At 43.8% G+C, this 22695-nt stretch carries 25 protein-coding genes, 1 riboswitch and 1 other annotated feature; of the genes, 14 read left to right on the forward strand and 11 right to left on the reverse strand.

The annotated features are described in order from the left end of the window. Positions 1-106: 106 nt before the first annotated feature. Positions 107-514: an H-NS family nucleoid-associated regulatory protein gene (locus tag R7190_RS04975; protein WP_005378185.1), complete on the reverse strand. Its 408-nt coding sequence runs from the start codon at positions 512-514 to the stop codon at positions 107-109. Between the two features lie 582 nt (positions 515-1096). After that, positions 1097-1279, forward strand: a riboswitch (Lysine riboswitch). Positions 1280-1388: 109 nt separating this feature from the next. Here R7190_RS04975 and tet(35) point away from each other — a divergent pair. From tet(35) to hisIE, 9 genes are all read left to right on the forward strand, one after another. Beyond that, positions 1389-2990: a tetracycline efflux Na+/H+ antiporter family transporter Tet(35) gene (gene tet(35), locus R7190_RS04980; protein WP_005378182.1), complete on the forward strand. Its 1602-nt coding sequence runs from the start codon at positions 1389-1391 to the stop codon at positions 2988-2990. A 180-nt stretch (positions 2991-3170) separates the two neighbouring features. Continuing rightward, positions 3171-3308: a sequence feature (His leader region), on the forward strand. Positions 3309-3361: 53 nt separating this feature from the next. Continuing rightward, on the forward strand, positions 3362-4258 hold the full coding sequence (gene hisG, locus R7190_RS04985; RefSeq protein ID WP_005378180.1) for an ATP phosphoribosyltransferase: 897 nt from the start codon (positions 3362-3364) through the stop codon (positions 4256-4258). Positions 4259-4263: 5 nt separating this feature from the next. Further along, positions 4264-5556: a histidinol dehydrogenase gene (hisD, locus tag R7190_RS04990; protein WP_017821714.1), complete on the forward strand. Its 1293-nt coding sequence runs from the start codon at positions 4264-4266 to the stop codon at positions 5554-5556. A gap of 12 nt (positions 5557-5568) precedes the next feature. Next, positions 5569-6609, forward strand: a complete 1041-nt coding sequence (gene hisC / locus R7190_RS04995) for a histidinol-phosphate transaminase (RefSeq protein WP_017821715.1) — start codon at positions 5569-5571, stop codon at positions 6607-6609. A 69-nt stretch (positions 6610-6678) separates the two neighbouring features. Then, positions 6679-7752 (forward strand): bifunctional histidinol-phosphatase/imidazoleglycerol-phosphate dehydratase HisB, encoded by a 1074-nt coding sequence (gene hisB / locus R7190_RS05000; RefSeq protein WP_005389832.1) that lies wholly within the window; start codon positions 6679-6681, stop codon positions 7750-7752. A gap of 26 nt (positions 7753-7778) precedes the next feature. Then, on the forward strand, positions 7779-8393 hold the full coding sequence (hisH, locus tag R7190_RS05005) for an imidazole glycerol phosphate synthase subunit HisH (protein ID WP_017821716.1): 615 nt from the start codon (positions 7779-7781) through the stop codon (positions 8391-8393). Between the two features lie 12 nt (positions 8394-8405). Further along, complete coding sequence (gene hisA / locus R7190_RS05010; protein WP_005390889.1) at positions 8406-9143, forward strand: 1-(5-phosphoribosyl)-5-[(5-phosphoribosylamino)methylideneamino]imidazole-4-carboxamide isomerase; 738 nt, start codon at positions 8406-8408, stop codon at positions 9141-9143. Continuing rightward, positions 9125-9898: an imidazole glycerol phosphate synthase subunit HisF gene (gene hisF, locus R7190_RS05015; RefSeq protein ID WP_017821717.1), complete on the forward strand. Its 774-nt coding sequence runs from the start codon at positions 9125-9127 to the stop codon at positions 9896-9898. The genes hisA and hisF overlap by 19 nt, the downstream gene beginning before the upstream one ends. Next, on the forward strand, positions 9895-10530 hold the full coding sequence (hisIE, locus tag R7190_RS05020) for a bifunctional phosphoribosyl-AMP cyclohydrolase/phosphoribosyl-ATP diphosphatase HisIE (RefSeq protein ID WP_005378160.1): 636 nt from the start codon (positions 9895-9897) through the stop codon (positions 10528-10530). The genes hisF and hisIE overlap by 4 nt, the downstream gene beginning before the upstream one ends. 275 nt (positions 10531-10805) lie before the next feature. On the opposite strand, the gene R7190_RS05025 is transcribed toward hisIE, so the two are convergent. The 4 genes from R7190_RS05025 to R7190_RS05040 form a co-directional block, all read right to left on the reverse strand. Next, positions 10806-11321, reverse strand: a complete 516-nt coding sequence (locus R7190_RS05025) for a YchJ family protein (protein ID WP_031812834.1) — start codon at positions 11319-11321, stop codon at positions 10806-10808. Positions 11322-11408: 87 nt separating this feature from the next. Beyond that, positions 11409-12623 carry an EAL and HDOD domain-containing protein gene (locus tag R7190_RS05030; protein WP_017821720.1) on the reverse strand — a complete coding sequence of 405 codons (1215 nt, stop codon included), beginning with the start codon at positions 12621-12623 and terminating at the stop codon, positions 11409-11411. A 98-nt stretch (positions 12624-12721) separates the two neighbouring features. Continuing rightward, positions 12722-13459, reverse strand: a complete 738-nt coding sequence (gene lpxH / locus R7190_RS05035; protein WP_005378157.1) for a UDP-2,3-diacylglucosamine diphosphatase — start codon at positions 13457-13459, stop codon at positions 12722-12724. Positions 13460-13519: 60 nt separating this feature from the next. Next, positions 13520-14014 (reverse strand): peptidylprolyl isomerase, encoded by a 495-nt coding sequence (locus R7190_RS05040; protein WP_005378156.1) that lies wholly within the window; start codon positions 14012-14014, stop codon positions 13520-13522. A 202-nt stretch (positions 14015-14216) separates the two neighbouring features. On the opposite strand from R7190_RS05040, the gene cysS reads away from it, so the two are divergent. Both cysS and R7190_RS05050 read left to right on the forward strand, forming a co-directional pair. Next, entirely contained in the window at positions 14217-15599 is a 1383-nt protein-coding gene (cysS, locus tag R7190_RS05045) for a cysteine--tRNA ligase (RefSeq protein ID WP_318137524.1), read from the forward strand. 87 nt (positions 15600-15686) lie between these two features. After that, a complete protein-coding gene (locus R7190_RS05050) occupies positions 15687-16265 on the forward strand; it encodes a thymidine kinase (protein WP_042522050.1) in 579 nt (192 codons plus the stop codon). Between the two features lie 60 nt (positions 16266-16325). Here R7190_RS05050 and R7190_RS05055 read toward each other — a convergent pair whose 3' ends face one another. The 3 genes from R7190_RS05055 to R7190_RS05065 are packed head-to-tail and all read right to left on the reverse strand — an operon-like array spanning position 16326 to position 18685. Continuing rightward, positions 16326-16964 (reverse strand): YdcF family protein, encoded by a 639-nt coding sequence (locus tag R7190_RS05055; protein WP_104978978.1) that lies wholly within the window; start codon positions 16962-16964, stop codon positions 16326-16328. Continuing rightward, positions 16961-17788, reverse strand: a complete 828-nt coding sequence (locus tag R7190_RS05060) for an NAD-dependent epimerase/dehydratase family protein (RefSeq protein WP_017634682.1) — start codon at positions 17786-17788, stop codon at positions 16961-16963. Before R7190_RS05060 ends, R7190_RS05055 begins: the two co-directional genes overlap by 4 nt. Positions 17789-17806: 18 nt before the next feature. Then, complete coding sequence (locus R7190_RS05065) at positions 17807-18685, reverse strand: LysR family transcriptional regulator (protein ID WP_005378151.1); 879 nt, start codon at positions 18683-18685, stop codon at positions 17807-17809. An 89-nt stretch (positions 18686-18774) separates the two neighbouring features. Between R7190_RS05065 and R7190_RS05070 the strand changes: the two genes are divergently transcribed. Further along, on the forward strand, positions 18775-19221 hold the full coding sequence (locus R7190_RS05070) for a PACE efflux transporter (protein WP_042522041.1): 447 nt from the start codon (positions 18775-18777) through the stop codon (positions 19219-19221). Positions 19222-19264: 43 nt separating this feature from the next. Here the strand turns inward: R7190_RS05070 and R7190_RS05075 are convergent, their stop codons facing one another. Continuing rightward, positions 19265-19498, reverse strand: coding sequence for a TIGR02647 family protein (locus R7190_RS05075; RefSeq protein WP_005387662.1), 234 nt, complete (start codon positions 19496-19498; stop codon positions 19265-19267). Between the two features lie 299 nt (positions 19499-19797). On the opposite strand from R7190_RS05075, the gene focA reads away from it, so the two are divergent. Beyond that, positions 19798-20658 (forward strand): formate transporter FocA, encoded by an 861-nt coding sequence (focA, locus tag R7190_RS05080; protein ID WP_005378146.1) that lies wholly within the window; start codon positions 19798-19800, stop codon positions 20656-20658. Between the two features lie 85 nt (positions 20659-20743). Here the strand turns inward: focA and R7190_RS05085 are convergent, their stop codons facing one another. Together R7190_RS05085 and R7190_RS05090 are read right to left on the reverse strand one after the other, a co-directional pair. After that, the gene (locus tag R7190_RS05085) at positions 20744-20881 is read right to left on the reverse strand and encodes a hypothetical protein (RefSeq protein ID WP_005378145.1); all 138 of its coding nucleotides are present in this window, start codon (positions 20879-20881) and stop codon (positions 20744-20746) included. A 354-nt stretch (positions 20882-21235) separates the two neighbouring features. Then, a complete protein-coding gene (locus tag R7190_RS05090) occupies positions 21236-22048 on the reverse strand; it encodes an ABC transporter permease (RefSeq protein ID WP_047100766.1) in 813 nt (270 codons plus the stop codon). A gap of 462 nt (positions 22049-22510) precedes the next feature. Between R7190_RS05090 and torE the strand changes: the two genes are divergently transcribed. Next, the gene (gene torE, locus R7190_RS05095; RefSeq protein WP_005378141.1) at positions 22511-22690 is read left to right on the forward strand and encodes a trimethylamine N-oxide reductase system protein TorE; all 180 of its coding nucleotides are present in this window, start codon (positions 22511-22513) and stop codon (positions 22688-22690) included. Positions 22691-22695 lie beyond the last annotated feature (5 nt).

Consider the following 22695-nt stretch of genomic DNA (forward strand, 5'->3'; position numbering starts at 1 on the left):
TTCTGTAACTAAAGTAAAAGGCACATTAAGAAATGTGCCTTTTTTATTTGTAATGGTTTAAATAAAAAAGGCTCCCTATGGGAGCCTTTTAAAAAATAGCACGGATCTAGATTAGGAACTCATCCAGAGATTTACCTGCATCAAGTTGCTCTTGAATCGCCGAAGGTGTACGACCTTGGCCAGTCCAAGTTTTCTCATTACCGTTTGAATCTGTGTATTTGTATTTAGCAGGGCGAGGTGCGCGCTTCGCTTTGCCTTTCGTCTTAGTTTCGCCAGATAGCGCAGTAATAAGTGCTTCTACGTCAATACCGTCTTGAGCGATTTTCTCAGCAATCTCTGCAAGCTTAGCTTCTTGCTCTGCTTGTGCTGCGCGTTCTGCTTCTTCTGCTTCACGACGCTCATCTACGACAGTAGTGAGTTTATCTAGAGCTTCTTCCAATTGTTCTAGAGTCAGCTCACGAGAAAATGCACGAAGGCTACGGATATTTAGAAGGGTTTTAGTCAGCTCTGACATAACGATTCCTATTAAAAGGTTAATGTGTTGGGCACTTTTTATCGTTACGATTAAATAATGCCAATCTATAAATAAACAAAGAGTCCTTATATTTAACTTTATCTTTTCCTTATGTGCAAATGCTAAATCAAGATTTTGTTTAAATTTGACTATTTTTTAAAGCAATTAATATTATTACACTCGAAATAAATCATTATTAGATGAGAACTAAAATCAACAATCATTATTGTATAGAGAGAGTGATAGCTTGGTTTTTTATAAAAAAATTTGAGTTATTACTTAAAAATATGAAGCATCCATCTTTAATGCTGTGTCATATATCCTTAATTTATTGATATAAGATAAACCATGATATTTCTAAGGTAGTAATAATGTTTCATAAATAACATGATTGATGTGATTTCAGTTGCACAAAACTTATGGAAGTAGGCAAGGTTTATAAATTATCTCAGTCATTATTTATTTGTTTAATTTAGTTTGATGTGTTGCATTGACTCTCATCATAAGTACAATGGCTGCCACCTGATGCAATATTGCAGACAATTTGTTGTTAATTTGTACAGTTAGTGGTTAATTGTTTGTTGTTGCCGTAGAGGCGCGGTCTCGAAGAGTAGCTATTATTGGGGTGATGCCAATGAATAATAGTGGAAGGCGAAGATTGCCGAAGTAAGTAACTCATCAAAGTTACTTGCTGGGGTTGTATCTGAAAGGAACAACACTGCCATAGTATATATTCACATTAAACTATGGAGCGCTACTGTAGGGTTGGGTGGAGTGTTCGCTTCCCTGTCGCTAAGTTCAACATGAGCACGTATCGTATGCTACGTGACTTGTCTGCAGTAGATCTCTAGCCAAACTTTGGTTTTTGAAGATCATGAATTTAATAGATTTTTCTAGTTCTCCTGTTTCATTATTGCCACCTATTGTCGCTTTGACTTTGGCGATTTTGACTCGACGTGTATTAGTTTCCTTGGGTGTAGGTATCGTGCTAGGTGCGGTGCTACTTAATAGCTGGTCTATCAGCGACACCGCAGGTTACGTCAGTTCTCAAGTTTCTTCTGTCTTTATTGAAGATGGCGGAATTAACACTTGGAACATGAGCATTGTTGGTTTCCTAATCTTATTAGGTATGACAACAGCTTTATTAACGCTATCTGGCGGTACTCGTGCTTTTGCTGAATGGGCACAATCTCGAGTGAAGAGTAAACGCGGCTCCAAACTTCTTGCCGCCTTTTTAGGCGTATTCATTTTTGTCGATGATTACTTTAATAGCCTTGCTGTTGGTGCGATCTCTCGCCCAGTAACCGATCGCTTTTATGTGTCTCGCGCTAAGCTTGCGTACATTCTAGACTCAACCGCCGCTCCAATGTGTGTAATTATGCCTGCTTCTAGCTGGGGTGCTTACATTATTACTATTATTGGCGGGATCTTAGTCTCACATGGGATCACAGAGTATTCGGCTCTTGGCGCATATGTTCGTCTTATCCCAATGAACTTCTACGCCGTTTTTGCGCTGCTAATGGTGTTCGCTGTTGCGTGGTTTGGTCTTGATATTGGTAAAATGCGTGAGCATGAAATCTCTGCATCGCAAGGTCGTGGCTTTGATAAAGACAAAGAAAATGACTCGCAAGAAGCGCATGACCTAAACGAAGAGCTAGATATCCGTGAAAGTGAAAAGGGTAAAGTGTCAGATTTGATACTTCCTATCGTAACGCTGATTATCGCGACTATCGCTTCAATGCTTTACACGGGTGGCCAAGCATTGGCTGCTGATGGTAAGGAGTTTGCGCTTCTTGGTGCTTTTGAAAATACAGATGTAGGTACATCACTAATCTACGGTAGCTTGCTTGGCTTAGCTGTTGCACTGTTTACTGTTGTGAAGCAAGGTCTACCAATGGCTGAGATCGCACGTACACTTTGGATTGGTGCTAAGTCTATGTTTGGTGCGATTCTAATCTTAGTATTTGCCTGGACCATTGGTTCTGTTATCGGTGATATGAAGACTGGTACTTACCTTTCGACAATGGCGCAGGGCAACATTAACCCACACTGGCTACCAGTTATCCTATTCTTGTTGTCTGGCCTAATGGCGTTCTCAACAGGTACTTCATGGGGTACGTTCGGCATTATGCTACCAATCGCGGGTGACATGGCTGGCGCAACAGACGTAGCGCTAATGCTACCGATGCTGAGTGCGGTTTTAGCTGGTGCGGTATTCGGTGACCATTGTTCACCAATCTCAGATACGACTATCTTGTCATCGACGGGTGCACGTTGTAACCACATTGATCACGTATCAACACAGCTACCTTATGCATTATCAGTCGCGCTTGTTTCATGCGTGGGCTTTATTGCCCTTGGTATGACTGCTTCAATTGCGTTTTCGTTTATTGCAGCGTCGATAACATTCGTTATCGTTTGCGCTATTTTGTCATGGCTTTCAAAGTCTAAAATAGCGTCTTGCCAGAGTGCGTAATTCACTGATTTAAAAGGTGAAATTGTAGGAGGCTTCGGCCTCCTTTTTTATTTGTATTATACAATTCGAATTTTTTTAAAATTAAGGGTTGAAAAAAGTAATCAGCTTGGTTAGTGTGGTTGGTAACAAAGCAAATGAGAAGAGCCTTGAAATAAGTATGCGTAATTTTGTAATGAACATTCATCACCATCATCACCCAATCTAGTCTTTCGGGCGATGTACGCATACCCGGGAGGCAGGAAACTCCCGGAGGTAAAATCAAAGTAAAAGCAGATTTTAAACCCTCGGGAGACTTCAATCTCCCGAGGGTTTTTTAGTTTTATTAGTTTGAAAAATACTTAGATATCAAAATCTTGCATAGGGACAAAGCAATGCAAACACAACGTTTAAGAATCGCAATTCAGAAAAAAGGTCGTCTTAGCAAAGAGAGTCAAGCTCTACTAAAACAGTGCGGCGTAAAGTTCAACGTAATGGGCGAGCGTTTAGTTGTCCATTCTGAAAATATGCCAATTGATTTACTCTTGGTTCGTGACGACGACATCCCAGGTTTAATTATGGATGGCGTGGTTGACCTTGGCTTTATTGGCGAAAATGAACTAGAAGAAGTTCGCCTTGACCGCAAAGCATTAGGTGAACCCTGCGAGTTTGTTCAGCTTCGTCGACTTGATTTTGGTGGCTGTCGTTTATCTATCGCAATCGACAAGGACGAAGAGTACAACGGTCCACAAGACTTAGCTGGCAAGCGTATTGCTACAACGTATCCTCAACTTCTAAAAGCGTACATGGATGAAGCCGGCGTTCCATTCTCTACATGTATGCTGACAGGCTCTGTAGAAGTTGCGCCTCGCGCGGGTCTCGCTGATGCTATCGCTGATTTGGTTTCTACAGGTGCAACACTGGAAGCGAACGGCCTTAAAGAAGCTGAAATTATCTTCAAATCAAAAGCGACATTGATTCAACGCACAGGTGAGTTCGACGCAGACAAAGTGGCGCTAATCGAAAAGCTGTTAACTCGCATGCAAGGCGTGCAGCAAGCGAAAGAATCTAAGTACATTATGCTTCACGCCCCAGCAGAGAAGTTAGATCAAATTAAAGCACTACTGCCAGGTGCTGAAGACCCAACTGTTCTTCCTCTTTCTGCAGATAAGCAGAAAATGGCTGTTCACTTAGTGAGTTCTGAAAACCTGTTCTGGGAAACAATGGAACAGCTGAAAGAGTTGGGCGCAAGTTCAATTCTCGTTCTACCAATTGAAAAAATGATGGAGTAAGCATCATGAGAACAGTCGTTTGGCAATCATTAAGTGAGAATCAGCAAGACTCTATTTTGGAGCGCCCTGCTATTGCAGAAGGTGCCAATATCACCACTGCTGTGGCCGAAGTTATTGCTAAAGTTCGAGAAGAAGGTGACTCTGCTCTTATTGAGCTGACAGAAAAGTTTGACCGTGTTAAGCCTGAATCCATTCGTGTTTCTTCTCAGGAAATTAAGGCAGCGTCAGAGCGTTTGTCAGAGTCAATGAAGAGCGCATTAGAGCAAGCTTACGCCAATATTTCTAAGTTCCACAAAGCGCAAAAGCCGCAACCGATCAAGGTGGAAACCCAGCCAGGTGTCCTTTGTGAACAAGTAACACGCCCAATTCAAAAAGTGGGTTTGTACATTCCGGGTGGCAGTGCGCCTTTGCCATCGACTGTTTTGATGCTCGGCGTTCCTGCAAAAATTGCAGGTTGTCGTAAAGTCGTTCTTTGTTCTCCACCGCCAATCGCTGATGAGATCCTTTATGTCGCGAAACTGTGTGGCATTGATGAAGTGTACAACGTCGGTGGTGGCCAAGCAGTTGCTGCAATGGCTTATGGCACCGAGACGGTATCGAAAGTAGATAAGATCTTTGGTCCGGGCAACGCTTACGTGACCGAAGCAAAACGTCAGGTAAGTAATGATTTCCGTGGTGCTGCGATTGATATGCCAGCAGGTCCATCAGAAGTTCTTGTAATTGCCGATGAAACCGCAGATGCAGACTTTATCGCTGCGGATCTTTTGAGCCAAGCGGAACACGGTCCTGATTCTCAAGTGGTACTTGTGACTCCTTCTCCTGTGATTGCTGATCAAGTGACGGATGTGGTTCAACGTCAGCTTAAGGAGCTATCTCGTGCAGACATCGCAGAAAAGGCTCTGGCATCAAGCTTGATCATTATTTCTGAGTCGATGACGCAGTCAGTTTCTATTTCCAATTACTACGGTCCTGAGCACTTGATTGTTCAGACTAAGAACCCTCGTGAGCTTCTACCTCTATTAGATAACGCAGGTTCTATCTTCCTAGGTGATTGGTCGCCTGAATCAGCAGGTGATTATGCATCGGGCACTAACCACGTTCTTCCTACTTACGGTTACACACGCACGTATTCAAGCTTAGGCTTAGCGGACTTTTCGAAACGTATGACGGTTCAAGAGCTGTCTGCTGATGGTCTAAAGAACCTTGCACCAACGGTGGTCACCATGGCGGAAGCAGAAGGTCTGGATGCACACAAACGTGCAGTGACCATTCGCGTAGAAAAACTGGCAGCTAAGTAAGAGGATATTGAGATGGAAAAGCTAGCGCGCAAACAAGTCCAACAACTTACCCCTTATATGTCGGCTCGTCGAATTGGTGGTACCGGTGACGTATGGCTAAACGCCAACGAATCACCATTCAATAATGAATACAAAACAGACTTCGCTCGTCTTAATCGTTACAGCGAATGTCAGCCTAAAGAACTGATTTCTGCTTACGCAGCCTATGCGGGTGTGAAACCAGAGCAAACATTAACATCTCGTGGTGCGGATGAAGGTATTGAGTTGTTAATTCGTGCATTCTGTGAGCCGGGTGAAGATGCGATTCTTTACTGCCCACCGACTTACGGTATGTACGCCATCAGTGCAGAAACCATCGGTGTAGAGCGCAAAACCGTGCCGCTAACGTCAGATTGGCAACTAGACCTTGCAGGCATCGAAGCTAATCTGGATAACGTGAAACTGGTTTTTGTATGTTCGCCAAACAACCCAACAGGTAACTTGGTTAAGCGTGAGGACATTGTGTCTCTGCTTGAGATGACAAAAGACCGTGCAATCGTGGTGATGGATGAAGCGTACATCGATTTTTGTCCAGAAGCGTCAACGGTAGACCTACTGGCGCAATACCCGAACCTTGCAATTCTGCGTACTCTGTCGAAAGCTTTTGCGCTTGCAGGTCTACGTTGTGGATTTACGCTTGCGAACGAAGAGCTGATTAATGTACTTCTTAAAGTTATCGCACCTTACCCAGTCCCAGTTCCAGTGGCAGAAATTGCGACTCAGGCGCTTTCGGAAGCTGGTTTAGCGCGAGCGAAGTTTCAAGTTCTCGATTTGAATGCAAACCGTGCTTACTTGCAAGTTGGCCTTTCAATGATTCCGGACTTGGAAGTGTTTGAAGGGTGGGGGAACTACCTATTGGTGAAATTCCCAGATGGCGATGACCTTTTCAAAGCGGCTTGGGATACGGGCATTATTTTGCGTAACTCGCCAATTGAAAACTGTGTGCGTATCAGTGTGGGTAACCGTGACGAGTGCGAAAAAACGCTTGGATTTATCAGAAACTACTACGCATAAATAGAGACAGAATTTATCGCTCTCGCTCAATAGCGGGAGCGCCAAAAGAATAGCAATAAGGAAGTTCGAGTGAGCAAACAACAAAAAATCCTTTTTATCGACCGTGATGGCACCTTAATTGTTGAGCCGCCGATTGATTTTCAAGTAGACCGTTTAGATAAGCTAAAACTAGAACCATTTGTTATCCCAAGCCTGCTGTCGTTGCAGGATGCAGGATACCGCCTAGTGATGGTCACGAACCAAGATGGTTTGGGTACCGACAGCTACCCACAAGCTGATTTTGATGCACCACACAACATGATGATGGAGATCTTTGAATCTCAAGGTGTGAAGTTTGATGATGTGCTGATTTGTCCTCACTTCGATGAAGATAACTGCTCTTGCCGTAAGCCTAAATTGGGCTTGGTAAAAGAGTACCTTCAAGGTGGCAAAGTGGATTTTCAAAACTCTGTTGTGATTGGCGATCGTCAAACCGATCTTCAACTTGCAGAAAACATGGCAATTCGTGGCATTCAATACAACCCAGAAACCATGGGTTGGAAACAGATCCTAAAAGATCTCACGGTGAAGGCTCGCGTTGCTGAAGTGGTTCGCACCACAAAAGAAACAGACATTAAAGTATTCGTTAATCTTGACGAGCAAGGCGGTAACGATATTTCTACAGGTCTTGGCTTTTTTGACCACATGCTGGATCAAATTGCGACGCACGGTGGATTCCAAATGGTGTGCAAAGTGGAAGGTGACCTGCACATTGATGATCACCACACAGTAGAAGATACCGCTCTTGCGTTGGGTCAAGCGTTGAAAGAAGCACTGGGTGACAAGCGTGGTATTGGTCGCTTTGGCTTTAGCTTGCCAATGGATGAGTGTTTGGCGCAATGCGCACTAGACCTATCAGGTCGTCCTTACCTTAAGTTCGACGCGCAATTCAGCCGTGAGCAAGTGGGTGATCTTTCAACAGAGATGGTGGTTCACTTCTTCCGTTCTCTGACTGACACATTAGCGTGTACGCTGCACCTGTCTTCTGCGGGCAACAATGATCACCACATCATTGAAAGCCTATTTAAAGCGTTTGGTCGTACGTTACGCCAAGCAATCAAAGTAGAAGGCACTGAGCTACCAAGTAGTAAAGGCGTGCTTTAAGGCTAACGTTAGCAAGGAGAAAAACAGTGACAGAACAGAAAGTTGTCATTATCGATACTGGCTGTGCCAACGTTTCTTCGGTGAAGTTTGCCATTGAACGCCTAGGCTATGACGTAACGATTTCAAAAGATCCGCAAGTCGTATTATCCGCAGATAAGCTATTCCTACCGGGTGTGGGAACCGCCAGCGAAGCGATGAAGAACCTAGAAGAGCGCGATCTGATCAGCTTGGTAAAACAGGTAGAAAAGCCATTACTAGGTATCTGTTTAGGCATGCAACTGTTGGGCAAAGTGTCTCAAGAGAAAGGGCAGAAAGCCGACGAGTTAGTTGAGTGTCTTGGACTTTGTGATGGCGAAGTGAAGCTACTACAAACTGGCGATTTGCCGTTGCCGCATATGGGGTGGAACACGGTCTCTGCAAAAGCAGGTAATCCACTTTTCAAAGATATTGAAGAAGGAGAGTATTTCTACTTCGTGCACAGCTTTGCGATGCCTGTTGGGGATTACACGATTGCGGAATGTGAATACGGCAACCCGTTCACAGCAGCAGTACAAAGCGGTAACTATTACGGCGTGCAATTCCACCCTGAGCGTTCTTCAAAAGCGGGCGCGAAGCTTATTCAAAACTTCTTAGAATTATAAAAGGGATTTAGTGTGATTATTCCAGCTCTTGATTTAATTGAAGGACAGGTGGTTCGCCTTTATCAAGGTGATTACGGCCAAGTAACTGAGTACAAAGTCGACCCAGCAGAGCAGTTCAACTTGTACCACCAAGCTGGTGCTAACTGGCTGCACTTGGTGGATTTAACTGGCGCGAAAGACACGACAGCACGTCAACTTGATTTAATTGCAAAGCTACTAGCAAGCACGCCAGCGAACATCCAAATCGGTGGCGGAGTGCGCACAGAGCAAGACGTGATTGATCTGCTAGAAGCGGGGGCTCAGCGTGTTGTCGTTGGCTCAACAGCAGTAAAACAGCCAGAGCTTGTGAAAGGTTGGATGGAAAAATACGGTGCAGAGAAAATCGTTCTCGCGCTAGACATCAACATCGACCAAGACGGCACGCGTAAAGTAGCGATCTCTGGTTGGCAAGAAGATTCAGGCGTGACTATCGAAGCTCTGATCAACGATTACCTGACGGTAGGTTTGCAGCACGTGCTTTGTACGGACATTTCTCGTGACGGTACGCTAGAAGGCTCAAATGTAGAGCTTTACGTTGACCTATGTAAACAGTACCCACAAGTGCAGTTTCAATCTTCAGGTGGCATTGGCTCATTAGCAGATATCGAAGCGCTAAAAGGCAGCGGTGTGGCTGGCGTGATTGTTGGTCGTGCGCTGTTAGATGGTAAGTTCACAGCAGAGGAGGCGTTTGCATGTTGGCAAAGCGAATAATTCCATGTCTTGATGTCCGTGATGGACAAGTGGTGAAGGGCGTTCAGTTCCGCAATCACGAGATCATTGGCGACATCGTTCCTCTGGCACAGCGTTATGCGGAAGAAGGCGCTGACGAGCTTGTGTTCTACGATATTACCGCTTCAAGTGATGGGCGTGTCGTCGATAAAAGTTGGGTCGCTCGCGTTGCAGAAGTTATTGATATTCCTTTCTGTGTGGCTGGTGGTATTAAATCAGCGGAAGACGCAGCGCGCATTCTTGAGTTTGGTGCAGACAAAGTGTCTATCAACTCACCTGCATTAGCGAACCCACAGCTGATTACTGACCTTGCTGATAAGTTTGGTGTGCAATGTATCGTCGTTGGTATCGATTCATACTACGACAAAGAGACGGGCAAGTATCAGGTTTACCAGTTTACTGGTGATGAAGAACGAACCAAAGCAACGCAATGGGAAACACGTGATTGGGTGCAAGAAGTACAAAGGCGTGGCGCTGGTGAAATCGTACTGAACATGATGAACCAAGACGGCGTACGTAACGGTTACGATATTGAACAACTTAACATGGTGCGTGAAGTGTGTAACGTGCCATTGATTGCATCGGGTGGGGCAGGTGCTATGGAGCATTTCGCAGAAGCCTACCAAAAAGCAAATGTGGATGGCGCGCTTGCCGCATCGGTATTCCACAAACAAGTCATCAATATTGGTGAACTAAAGCAGTATTTGAAACAACAAGGCATTGAGGTACGACTATGAGTGTGAAAGCCGCCGAAGTAAGTTCGCTAGTTGAGCGAATCAACTGGGAAAAGGTGGATGGTCTGGTACCTGCTATCGTACAAGATTTCCAATCAAGCCAAGTGCTGATGATGGGTTATATGAACCAAGATGCGTTGGCAAAAACGGGCGAAACAGGTCAAGTGACGTTTTTCTCTCGTACCAAGCAGCGTCTTTGGACGAAAGGTGAGACCTCCGGCAACGTATTGCAACTAGTGAACATGCAGCTCGATTGCGACAACGATACGCTACTGGTGAAAGTGAATCCCATTGGTCCTACGTGTCACTTGGGTAACACAACTTGCTGGGATGTGGACCCTCAAGAGGAGTCACAAATGGTGTGGCTTCATCAACTTGAGCAGCTATTGGCTGCCCGCAAGAGTGCCGACCCAGATTCCTCTTATACTGCCAGTCTTTATGCCCGTGGCACCAAGCGTATTTCGCAAAAAGTGGGCGAAGAAGGCGTTGAAGTCGCGCTTGCGGCGACGTCGGGCGATAAGGCGGAGTTAGTGTGTGAATCAGCAGACTTGATTTATCACTTAATGGTATTGCTTCAAGACCAAGGCTTATCGATGAATGACGTAGTGAACAAACTGAAAGAGCGTCATAAGTAAGCTTGCGATAAGTGAAAGCCCCTATGCTCTCGAGCCTAGGGGCTTTTTACTTTAGTGTTCTTGATTCGGGGCAAAAACCGGCAACAGTGCTGGTGGCGATTAGATTCTGAATCACGCTCGTCCCTCGCTGTTCAGAATGACGGTATATTTTCTAATGGTACTTGCAGTAGAGTTATTTACTTCAAATAGGTACATATATTCACGTCACTCCAACGAACCTAGGCGAAGTCAAGAATCCAATTAAATCGAGCTCAATAAGCTAGGAGTGGATGATCTTACCCACAACACTTCTTAAATTTCTTACCGCTTCCACAGATACACGGGTCGTTACGACCTACTTTTAGGCTACTCACTGGTTGGTTTAGGCGAGGATCTTGTTCTGGTTCTTCTTCTAGCTCTTCTTCTGGAAACGTGCCGTCAATGTAGTACCAAAGCCCATTTTCTTTCACGAAACGAGAACGCTCTGTCATACAGTAGCGTTTGCCGTCTTCATCAAAATAAGCGCTAAACTCTACAAAGCCTTCATTGTCATTACTGCCAGCTTCTGTTTTTACAACTTCAAGCTTGCACCAATCGCTGTCGATAGATTGGGCAATGCCTTCACGTTGCTCTTCTGCATTACAGCTTGGGTGGTATGTGTTCACCACGTAATCCACTAGACCTAACACATGCGCGCTGTAACGAGAACGCATTAGCTGCTCCGGAGTGGTGACGTCAGCGTGGTTATTGTGGGCAATTTCACAACACTGTTGGTAGGTGCGGTTAGAGCCGCAAGGACAAGAAGAAGCCATAAAATGAAATCTCGATTAATTAAGCGGTAAAAACAAACAACCCCACATAAGTGAGGTCGCAGGTATTCTTTGGGGCATTATAGCCGTTTAGGGCGTTTGAGACAGCAGTTCTTGAGCCCATTCCGTCGATTGATTAAAAGCGTCTGCTAATTGAGGTTCGGTTAATTTAAGAACGGTGCAATATCGCTCGGCTAACTCCCAGTCCGCTTGTTCGTAGGCGATCGTCATCGAAAGTAAGTGACCAAGTACGCCTTTTCGACTGGTTAATGCGAGTTTTATATCTTCGTCAACGGGGATATCTTCAATGACATCCGAGAGCGGTTGATCGAGCAAAGATCCGAGCAAAGAAAACATGCCTGTCAAAAAAGCCTGCCCAGGGTCATACCTAGTGTTCATTTGACTAAGTAGCAGTTCACACATTCGTGCACGCTGAATCGCTAAAGAGTAAAGAGAGTCAGGTTTATCTTCTTGAACGGAGGCAATTGCAACTAAGGAAATAAAGCGTCGTAGTCGCTCTTCACCCAGATAAATAAGCGCCTGTCTGAACGATTTGATCTTAGTCGTTAATGTATATCCTGAATTTACGTAAGTAAGCAGCTTGTATGACAGCGTCACATCAATCGAAAACAGACGTTCAACCTCATTGAAGTCGATGGGCTTATCTGCAATCTCTTTACAAAGTTGGATGACGGTAAGAAACGCGGGGTTCAACCGTTTTTTCTGGATCATCTCAGGTTTGCTAAAAAAATACCCTTGAAAATAGTTAAAACCGGCTTCTAGAGCTTGCTCAAACTCTTCATAGGTCTCTACCTTTTCCGCAAGAAAGTCGATTTTAAATGGGCTCAACGCCTGAATAAAAATGGCAGCTTTCTTGATCGGCACAAGTCTAATATCAAACTTGATCATGGAAACGTATGGAAGAAAACGCTTCCAAGCTTTCGTCGGAACAAAATCATCCAGAGCAATTTTGTACCCGCACTCATGAAGGTGCTTGATGGCTTCTAACAGTTCTTCTGTCGGTTGGCAGTCTTCAAGGACTTCAATGACGAGAGATTCTTTAGGAAACAAAGTTGGGACCAAGTTCACCAAGCTTTGATGCGGAAAGTTAACAAAGCCAAGTTTGTTTCCTAATGTGTTGTAATGCGTCGACAAAAAATGATCGGATAGCAGTCGACTAGTAGCCAGCTCTGGTTCTACTTCAGGGAAGGTATTTTTAGGGCCGTCTCGAAAGAGGAGTTCGTAACCTATGGTTCGTTTTTCTCTATCCAGAATCGGTTGGCGAGCTACGTAAGAATACTTCAATTAGGTACTTCGTTCTGTTTAACTTAGTATTATGATAATAGCGATTTTTTACAAAATATCTACGACTTGAGCGTGAATCTTCTACACGCTCTACATGCTTAACGCAAATTCTGTATGAACGGTCTCGTTTGCAGGTCAAAACTATCAGAATTTACTTTTAAAACTGAGCCTTGCGTATACCAATCCCCTAAAACAATTCGGGTCTTTTTAATGCCATCGACGTCAAAAAAATGTGTGTTCGGGCGATGTGTGTGACCATGAATCATTATGTTGACGCAGTTCTGAGACATCACTTTCTCGACCTCATTTTGGTTAACGTCCATGATATCTAATGACTTGCTCATTTTATCATCACGAATATCGGATTGAACTTTTGAGACAATTTTCTTCTTAATGAACCAAGGAATACGGTTAAACAACCATTGTAGCCATGGCTTGTGAACGGTTTTTCTAAACTCTTGGTATTTCACATCGTCAATGCAGAGCGTATCGCCATGTAGGATTACGGCTTTTTGACCATAAAGATCAATCGTGCAGACATCGTCGAGTAATGTCATACCGGTTTCTTTGCAAAAGCGTTTGCCGAGTAAAAAATCTCGATTGCCTTGGATGAAAAAAGTTGGCACACCCGCATCCGTCAGTGCTTTAAATTCTGCACGGATTTGGTCTGCAAAAGGGGTGTTGTCATCGTCACCAATCCAGAACTCAAACAGATCGCCGAGTACATAAAGTGCATCAGCTTTTGTTGCTTCTGTTCGCATGAACGTCACAAAACATTCCGTGATATCAGGACGTGATGGGGTAAGGTGAAGATCGGAAATAAATAATGTCGTCATAGAAATAAGGGGAAGCTATGCCTCCCCATTAACTTATCTTTTAAAAATAATTCCTAAGAATTACTCTTCAATTGTTGTACCAGTGATTACTACGTCTTCTAGAGGTACGTCTTGGTGCATGCCGTAAGAACCAGTGCTAACGCCTTTGATCTTATTTACGATGTCCATGCCTTCGATTACTTCACCGAACACACAGTAACCCCAACCATCTAGGCTTTCGCTACGGAAGTCTAGGAATGTGTTGTTGTTTACGTTGATGAAGAACTGAGAGCTTGCTGAATGCGGCTCCATAGTACGTGCCATAGCAAGTGTACCCACTTTGTTGCTTAGGCCGTTGTTTGCTTCGTTCTTGATAGGTGCACGAGTCGCTTTTTCACGTAGACCAGACTCCATACCACCACCTTGGATCATGAAGCCGTCAATAACACGGTGGAAAAGCGTGTTGTCGTAGAAACCGTCGCGGCAGTACTGAAGGAAGTTTGCGCTTGTCTCTGGCGCTTTCTCTTCGTTTAGTTGAATCTTGATGTCACCAAAATTAGTGTGAAGGGTGATCATGCTACTTTCCTTTACTGTGTTGTGTTGAGCCCGAGATTCTAGCCTAAGTTCTAGTGCTTTAAAAACTCAGGAAGAGGAAATTCTTCGTTTTGTGCTTGAAGTTTAGCCGATTATCGTTTTATCGGTTAATTGCTATTACCTAACTAGGTTGGAGTTGATATACTCATCTTCTTTTATTCATTCACAATCATAGATAGAGATCATGTTAAAGATATATAACACACTCACAAGACAGAAAGAGGAATTCAAACCAATTACAGCTGGCAAAGTCGGTATGTATGTCTGTGGAGTTACCATCTACGATCTCTGTCACATTGGTCACGGTCGTACTTTCGTCTCTTTTGACGTTGTATCACGTTACATTCGCTACTTGGGCTACGATCTGACGTTTGTACGTAACATCACAGATATCGACGATAAGATCATCAAACGTGCCGCAGAAAATGGTGAGTCTTGCGATTCATTGACTGAGCGTTTGATTGGTGAAATGCACGCTGATTTTGATGCGCTGAACATGAAACGTCCGGACGTTGAACCTCGTGCGACACAGTTTATTGCTGAAATCATCGAATTGGTTGAGAAGCTAATCGAGCGCGGTTTTGCATACGTTGCAGATAACGGTGACGTAATGTTTGAAGTAGGTAAATTCAACGAATACGGCAAGCTTTCTAAGCAAGACCTTGATCAGCTTCAAGCTGGCGCGCGCGTTGATATCGAAACAGCAAAACGCAGCCCTCTAGACTTTGTACTTTGGAAGATGTCAAAGCCGGGTGAACCAACGTGGGAGTCACCATGGGGTCCAGGTCGTCCAGGTTGGCACATTGAGTGTTCAGCAATGAACTCTTCAATCCTAGGTAACCACTTCGACATTCACGGCGGTGGTTCTGACCTTCAGTTCCCACACCATGAAAATGAAATCGCACAATCATGCTGTGCACACGATACACAATACGTGAACACATGGATGCACAGCGGCATGGTAATGGTAGACCGTGAGAAGATGTCTAAATCTCTAGGTAACTTCTTTACTATCCGTGACGTTCTTGGTCACTACGATGCTGAAACAGTGCGTTACTTCCTAATGTCTGGTCACTACCGTAGCCAGTTAAACTACAGCGAAGATAACCTAAACCAAGCACGTGCTTCGCTTGAGCGCCTGTACACATCTCTACGTGGTTTAGACCTAAACGCTGCGCCTGCTGGTGGTGAAGAATACGTATCTCGCTTCACTACAGCGATGAACGATGACTTCAACACACCAGAAGCTTACTCTGTACTGTTCGACATGGCGCGAGAAGTTAACCGTCTGAAGACAGAAAACCTAGAGAAAGCGAGCGAACTCGGTGCGCTAATGCGTGAACTAGCTGACGTGATCGGTATTCTTCACCAAGATCCTGAAGCCTTCCTAAAAGGTGATGCGGGTAACGATGATGAAGTGGCTGAAATTGAAGCTCTGATCAAGCTGCGTAATGACTCTCGCGCTGCGAAAGATTGGGCGAATGCAGATATGGCTCGTGACAAGCTGACCGAAATGGGCATTGTTCTGGAAGATGGTCCAGAAGGCACAACGTGGCGTCGTAAGTAATTGAATTTTCATTTTTAAAGGGCTGATAATTCAGCCCTTTTATTTTCCATTTCCATAAATTAAAACTTTAACTTTAGGTAATGCTCTGTGGCTCAGATGTATTTCTATTACTCAGCAATGAATGCGGGTAAATCAACAACGCTTCTTCAATCCTCTTTCAACTATCAAGAACGCGGCATGACGCCAGTTATTTTTACGGCTGCGCTAGATGATCGTTTTGGTGTCGGTAAAGTGAGCTCTCGTATTGGTCTTCAATCTGACGCACATTTATTTCGTCAGGATACCAATTTGTATCAAGAGATCGCAGATCTGAATGAGGTTGAAAAACGTCACTGTATTCTTGTTGATGAGTGTCAGTTCTTGTCGAAAGAACAAGTTTATCAACTTACTGAAGTCGTTGATAAGTTGCATATTCCAGTATTGTGTTACGGCCTTCGCACCGATTTTCTAGGCGAACTTTTTGAAGGCAGTAAGTATCTATTATCTTGGGCAGACAAGCTGGTTGAGCTCAAAACAATCTGCCATTGCGGCCGCAAAGCGAATATGGTTATTCGTACCGATGAACACGGCGTGGCAATTAAAGAAGGCGATCAAGTTGCGATCGGCGGTAACGATAAGTATGTCTCCGTATGCCGCCAACATTACAAAGAAGCGCTCGGTAAATAAGCCGTATTGATACAGAAAAGCCACCGAACTTGGTGGCTTTTTGTTGTCGGTTAGAAAAAGTTAGACTAAGTCAAAACCAAACCGCTCGAGTAAAACCTGGTAAGAAGATTCGACTTGCTGAGGGATGTTCTGCTCGGTTTGAAATCCTTTCTCTGGATAGCTTTTTACGCGAGAGAAATCTTCCATTAGTGCTTCTAGCACCATCATTAATGGCATGTCTTCATTAATGTATTCAAAAAATGGAAGAGCCGCAGAGCTTACTTGGAGCTGAGTGTAGGGTGACTGCCACTGTTTTTCAAATGTCGCGATTGCTCTACGCTCCATAAACGGTTTTTGTACCAGAATAAACGAGGAACACTGTTTTCCTTCCTCTTTTAATCGTTGCTCAGTAAAGCGAACATTTTCTCCACTGTTTGTGGATTCAGTTTCGAGCAAAATTGCTTCACTTGGAACGCCCGACATCTTTGCAATCTCGGCAAAGGTTTCTGCTTCGCTTTTTTCAAACAGTCCATCTGTGAAGCGACCTTCACCCCCTGAAAATACAATCAAAGGTGCCAACTTTTGGTGGTAGAGCTTGGCAGCGTGCTCCGCTACACGCACATCATTACTGCACATCACAAACAAACAGTCCGCAGGCTTCAGTTTATGTTTGAGTTGCATGTAATCCCAAAGCGTTTCTATATGTCTATAGAGTCTCATAGCGCATCCAAAGTTGAATTGAAGTGAAATCGATAACCAAGTGAGAGTAGTTTGTCAGCAAGAATACGCTTGTCAGCTTGCTCTGTGACGGGTGGAAGAGGTATCTCACTTCCGATTTTGTTTATGGCAGCTTGGTAGAACTCAGCCTTGCTGACAGTATGAGGTGTCGTAACGTTAATGACTTGGTTGCTTAAATTGCCTAAGGCAAATTTCGCAGCCGAGACAGCATCATCTTGATGAAGCATATTAGCTGGTGCTTTACGACTAACTTGTTGAAGCCTTGCTGCAAAGCGAGATGGGTGTCTATCTGGCCCGATTAATCCGCTACAACGCAGAATAACAAAGCTAATATTCGAGTCGATAACATGCTGCTCTGCTTGAAGCATAATACGTGCATTGTCAGAGAAATAAGGGCTTTCGGCTGCTAAAGAGATTGACGCGTCAGCTTCTTCCATATCGGAAGCAAGGTTAGGGTAAACCGTGGTAGAGCTGATCATGAGAAGTTTTTCAACGTTGTTTTGCTTAGCTGCGTTGGCAAGTATTTGCCATTGCTGGGCATATTCTTGACCGCGTCCTTTACGAAATCCTGGAGGAAAAGCGCCGATAACGTGCGTAATTTGATGCTGTTTGAGCAGTTCATCTAGCCGTGCTGTGGCGTTCAATTGATTGAAATCGAACAATGCGGAGTGAGTTAATGAGGTGGGTAACTCTTTTAATCGAGTTTGGCTACGACGAGTGACGACAACATAGTGTCCATCTTTCATCAATGTTTCTGCTAGCGGAGTTCCGAGCCAGCCTGCACCTACGATCAATGTATTTGCCATTTGGGTCTTCCTACTTACTTATGTCTGCCCGAATAGGTTGAGCAGTTCTGCTTTAGCTTGTTGATGGAGGGGATCTGAATGCCATTTCTGGTGCTGAATAAGGTCAACATTGACTTGCCAAGCCAGTTTTGTGAAATCATCCCCAACCTTTTTTAATGTATTAGGTGAATACGCGACTAAATGCTGTGGTAGAAAGCACCAACCAAACCCTTTATTCGCCAATTCCAACAAAATATAGTAGTTATCAGCGTACCAGATATCTGGGCTAAATGCTTGATTGAGACCACATGGCTCTGCACTTTTGGATCGTATGACCAATTGACGATGTTGTTTTAGTTGATCAATGTGAGTGATTTGCTGCTTTGCTAAAGGATGTGTTGAAGAGACATAGACATCAAATGCAATATTGCCAAGATTGGTGAAATCGATGTGCCTTGGCATTTGTAAATCACTCAAAATAATCCCAGTCGTGGCGCGTTCCGACTTAACCAATTCAATGATATCAGGGCTTGATGCCGTTAAGCATTCAACTTGTAAGTGTGGAAAGCGTTGCTCTAACTTCTTTAGCACATCCGGCAAGCGAGTCAGAGGAATCCCTTCATCAATAGCTAAGACTAATTTGTTCGTTGGCGTGGAAAAGAGCTGTGATGCCCTATTGTTTAGGCGGTCGAGTTGGCTGATTGTTGCTTGTGCATAAGGTACGAGCGCGAGGCCATTCTCAGTTAATTTAGGGTACCTGCCTGATCGATCGAAAAGCTCAACACCACAGTCGATCTCCATATTCATGATGTGCTGGCTCACTACAGATTGAGCTCGCCCCAGTTTTCTAGCTGCTCCTGAAAATGATCCTGCTTCTGATGTAGCAATGAAAGCTTGCAGTTGTTCGATGGTAAACATATCGCTTAAACCGATGGTATCTAACTTTTGATTATCTAAATAATAGATAAAATTCTAAGCATTGAGTAGAACTATTTGGACAGAGAAATATGACTCGTAATGAACGAATTTTTCATGCAGTACTTTTTGAGTTAATCGCACTCGCGATTATTGTACCAGCGGCTTCATTGATCACTGGAAAGGGTTCTAGTGATCTCGCGTTGGTTGGGGTCGGGTTGAGCATGTATACCGTGATATGGAACTACATCTACAACTTGTATTTTGATAAGTGGTTTGGTGACAATCGAGCTGAGCGAAGTTTAGCGATGCGGCTTGGACACACTATTGGTTTCGAGGGAGGATTAATCTTTATCTCTCTACCTGTGATTGCCTGGTTCTTAGAAATTACGCTTCTTCAAGCTCTGATGCTGGAAGCCGGCTTCCTCGTTTTCTTCCTATTTTATGCCACTGGTTTTAACTGGTTGTATGACAAGGTTCAACCATTTAGCAAAATGAAAAAGCGATTATTGCCACAGGCATCGACAGGAAAAATATAGGACTAAAAAACGCCACCGAGTTCGGTGGCGTTTTTTGTTCAAATTACACAGACAAAACTCTTAAAATCTTATCTGCATGTTCTGCAACTTCAATGCCTTCGTCTGTGAGATAACCACCGTCAGGCTGTGTACAAAGTTGCTTCTTATATAGACGAGCAACGGCTGCCTGCATTTCTTCTGACGCGTCTGTATGAACTTTAATACCAGTTGCAGCACTACTTAGGTCGAACTGAAGAAGTAGATTCAATTCGGCGATATGTTCAGCTGAATATTTCATAAATGATTCCTTTGCGCTTTTTTTACCAAGCTAGTCTGAAAAGTAGCGTTGGGCAACATTCAACGACAAGAAGTGTTAAGTATGGCGCTATCAGGCTGATATAACGCAGGATCTTTGTTCGAAAGGCCGAATACTTGTTAAGTATCATTGATACTTACGGTAGCGAATGATAGGCGCCATTTATTGCTTGATCTCCCAATAACAACGATTTTAGTAAACACGCCAAATAGCACTTGAAAAAATAGGGAAATAGAGCGATTATCCGCGCCTCTTTAAATGTTTCTAAATGTTACACCAGAATGAACTTTAATCAGTTTGACTCACTATTACCGCCACAAGCTGCGGAACGCGCGGCTGAAGTGGGGGTAGGCAAAGCAACGAAAGCTCCAATCAAATCTTTTCTGCTCGCCATTTCTGCGGGGCTTCATATTGGTATTGCTTTCATCTTCTATACCACGGTAACGACAGGCGCAGGCGAGCTGCCTTGGGGCATTACACGACTCATTGGTGGTCTGGCATTTAGCCTTGGTTTGATTTTGGTGGTGGTTACTGGCGGCGAGCTTTTCACTAGCTCTGTGCTGACACTAGTTGCGCGTGCGAGTGGAAAAATCTCTTGGCAAGCACTTATCAAAAACTGGTTGGTGGTTTACTTTGGCAATATGGTTGGGGCCATTTTGCTCGTGGCCTGTATGCTAGTTACCAAGCAATATATGTTTGATCATGGCCAAGTTGGTCTTAACGCGATGGCGATCTCCCAACACAAATTACATCATGGTTTCTTTGCTGCTGTTGCGCTTGGCATCATGTGTAACGTATTAGTTTGTATTGCAGTTTGGATGACGTTTAGTGGACGTACATTAACTGACAAAATAGCGGTCATGATTCTGCCAGTAGCTATGTTCGTGTCGGCAGGTTTCGAGCACTGTATTGCGAACATGTTCCAAGTACCTATGGCGATTGGTATTAAGTACTTTGCGCCAGAAGCGTTTTGGCAAATGACAGGGGCAGATATTGCAAACTACGCGGACTTAAACATGATGGGGTTCATCGTAAACAACCTAATTCCTGTTACGATAGGAAACATTATTGGTGGTGGCGTATTTGTTGGCATGTGGTATTGGATGATTTATCTACGCGATGAAGATAACCATTTGCGATAAGTTTAGAAGATCACAAGAAAGGCGAACCAGATGGTTCGCCTTTCTTTTTATTTGTCTCTGCAAATGTCAAATAAGTCGAGTCATGCTAAATCAACTCTTCGTTGATGCCAAAATCGGTTGGGAGCCAATGAGAAGTTACTTCCTTTGGTTCTTGAACGAGCCAATCCAGAGGTGCATCGGACAGGAGTTCATCGTAATTTTCTTTGATCATTAAGACATCCATGTACGTCTCTCCAAGTTTGTGGTCACTGCCTTTACTTTAAAATTAGAACATGTCAGTCACGTGATCAATGCATGACGATTCGATTGATCACTTATGTTGCTATGTTTCTGGTTGCGTATGGGTTTTGGGGGCTTATCCACATTTTCTGTGGATAACCTGTATCAAAGGTCGTGCGTATCTAAACTTGCAAAGAAAATTTCATAAAATTAGAGGCTTATATCAAAAAGAATTCTGCCTGACTTTTCATCTGAAAGCGTCTTGATGAGTGCTCGAAGAATAGTTGAGTTATTCAGTTATAAGTATGTTCGACTTGGCAATATAAGTTGTTTAACGGTCTTTACCCACAAGCGCCAGCTAACCATGAGTTTTGGTCGATTCGGGTTGCTCGATTTTTATCTTTATTCGGCCTTCTTTGGTTTGTACCCAGCGCAATGTCATTTCTAACGTTATGGTTACGGAGGCACTCAACATGACGAAAATAGCCAGCATAATTACTAACTGGTATTTAATCGCAACCATCGGGCTCGCGCCACCTAGAATTTGACCGGTCATCATACCCGGTAAGGTAACCAGCCCTGTAGTGGCCATAGAAGCTAAAGTCGGGGCAAGGGACTTTCTAAGAGCCTCCTGAATGAAGGGGAAGGATGCGTAGCGAGGAGAGGCTCCAAGTGAGATTGCAGCCTCATATTCTGCTTGTCTCTGCTCAAAAGCCGTAAACAAATTCTGAAGAGCGATGATATTACTACTCAAGCTGTTACCCAATAACATACCAGCAAGTGGGATCATGTACTGCGCATTGTAAATAGGGGATGGTTGCACTAAGCCTGCTGTAATTGCTATCAGAAGTGGTATTAGACCACAGGTAAGGCCCGTTAGTAGCGGAAGCATAAGTGGCTTTTTAGGTAAGCGAGCTTTTCCCGCAATTGAGCTGGCACCAATCAGTAGCATGATGGCAAGCCAAAGTATATTGACAAGTAAGCTGTTTAATTGAAAAAGATATTCTAAATACACGCCAATCAATATGAGCTGAAGTGTCATTCGGATAACACTGATTATGGTGTCTTTTGCTATCCCTAATTTGTAGCGGGCATTGATAAAGAAGGGGACCAATAAAATCAAACCAAACAGTGCCAGTTTGACCCAGCTTATATCCACCACGTTGTCCATAATCGCTCCTTGAAAATACGCGAATAATTGTATCTAAGCCTCCCCTTTATATGAACCACTACGTGCACTTTTTGCTGTTCTTAAAGTAAATCTTGAGTGCTATTTTCGACATTAATACGCAGCATTTTGTTTACAAACGGTTATCTTTTTCGGAGTTTTTAAGTCGATTTATGGCATGGTAATTACGATTTAAATGTGATCGATGTTTCTTAAATGTTGGTTATTTAACAACTCCTTAAAAGACTTATTTTGTCACATCTGTTCATGTTTTTTAATAAATAACATCAATCCATCATATCTCTGGATGAGCTCAAAAAAGTGTTGAATTACAAGGTCTGAGGTCGCTTATTTGATTGAACCCTACTATTAGTATGGTCTAACATTTTCCATTAGAGATTGTAAAAAACTTAAGCTTGGTTACGCGGGCTTTTCAATAACACTAGATACAAAATAGGCAAATGTATGAGTGATGTTAATAAAATTGAGAGTGGTGAAAAACGCTCCCTGGAGTGGAAGTCGTTCCTCTTCATTGCAGTTGTTCTCTTCCCAATTCTGAGTGTGGCCTTTGTTGGCGGCTACGGGTTCATCGTTTGGATGTTGCAAGTCTTCTTCTTTGGACCTCCAGGCGCGCACGGCATGTAAGCCAG

The organism is Vibrio sp. 1078-1 (assembly GCF_033340475.1).

Bases quoted from the DNA above. Each gene is read 5' to 3' on its own strand.
- R7190_RS04975 (WP_005378185.1), bottom strand. From the start codon at position 514: ATGTCAGAGCTGACTAAAACCCTTCTAAATATCCGTAGCCTTCGTGCA.
- hisG (WP_005378180.1), top strand. From the start codon at position 3,362: ATGCAAACACAACGTTTAAGAATCGCAATTCAGAAAAAAGGTCGTCTT.
- hisD (WP_017821714.1), top strand. From the start codon at position 4,264: ATGAGAACAGTCGTTTGGCAATCATTAAGTGAGAATCAGCAAGACTCT.
- hisC (WP_017821715.1), top strand. From the start codon at position 5,569: ATGGAAAAGCTAGCGCGCAAACAAGTCCAACAACTTACCCCTTATATG.
- hisF (WP_017821717.1), top strand. From the start codon at position 9,125: ATGTTGGCAAAGCGAATAATTCCATGTCTTGATGTCCGTGATGGACAA.
- hisIE (WP_005378160.1), top strand. From the start codon at position 9,895: ATGAGTGTGAAAGCCGCCGAAGTAAGTTCGCTAGTTGAGCGAATCAAC.
- R7190_RS05025 (WP_031812834.1), bottom strand. From the start codon at position 11,321: ATGGCTTCTTCTTGTCCTTGCGGCTCTAACCGCACCTACCAACAGTGT.
- lpxH (WP_005378157.1), bottom strand. From the start codon at position 13,459: ATGACGACATTATTTATTTCCGATCTTCACCTTACCCCATCACGTCCT.
- R7190_RS05040 (WP_005378156.1), bottom strand. From the start codon at position 14,014: ATGATCACCCTTCACACTAATTTTGGTGACATCAAGATTCAACTAAAC.
- cysS (WP_318137524.1), top strand. From the start codon at position 14,217: ATGTTAAAGATATATAACACACTCACAAGACAGAAAGAGGAATTCAAA.
- R7190_RS05055 (WP_104978978.1), bottom strand. From the start codon at position 16,964: ATGAGACTCTATAGACATATAGAAACGCTTTGGGATTACATGCAACTC.
- R7190_RS05060 (WP_017634682.1), bottom strand. From the start codon at position 17,788: ATGGCAAATACATTGATCGTAGGTGCAGGCTGGCTCGGAACTCCGCTA.
- R7190_RS05065 (WP_005378151.1), bottom strand. From the start codon at position 18,685: ATGTTTACCATCGAACAACTGCAAGCTTTCATTGCTACATCAGAAGCA.
- R7190_RS05070 (WP_042522041.1), top strand. From the start codon at position 18,775: ATGACTCGTAATGAACGAATTTTTCATGCAGTACTTTTTGAGTTAATC.
- R7190_RS05075 (WP_005387662.1), bottom strand. From the start codon at position 19,498: ATGAAATATTCAGCTGAACATATCGCCGAATTGAATCTACTTCTTCAG.
- focA (WP_005378146.1), top strand. From the start codon at position 19,798: ATGAACTTTAATCAGTTTGACTCACTATTACCGCCACAAGCTGCGGAA.
- R7190_RS05085 (WP_005378145.1), bottom strand. From the start codon at position 20,881: ATGGATGTCTTAATGATCAAAGAAAATTACGATGAACTCCTGTCCGAT.
- R7190_RS05090 (WP_047100766.1), bottom strand. From the start codon at position 22,048: ATGGACAACGTGGTGGATATAAGCTGGGTCAAACTGGCACTGTTTGGT.
- torE (WP_005378141.1), top strand. From the start codon at position 22,511: ATGAGTGATGTTAATAAAATTGAGAGTGGTGAAAAACGCTCCCTGGAG.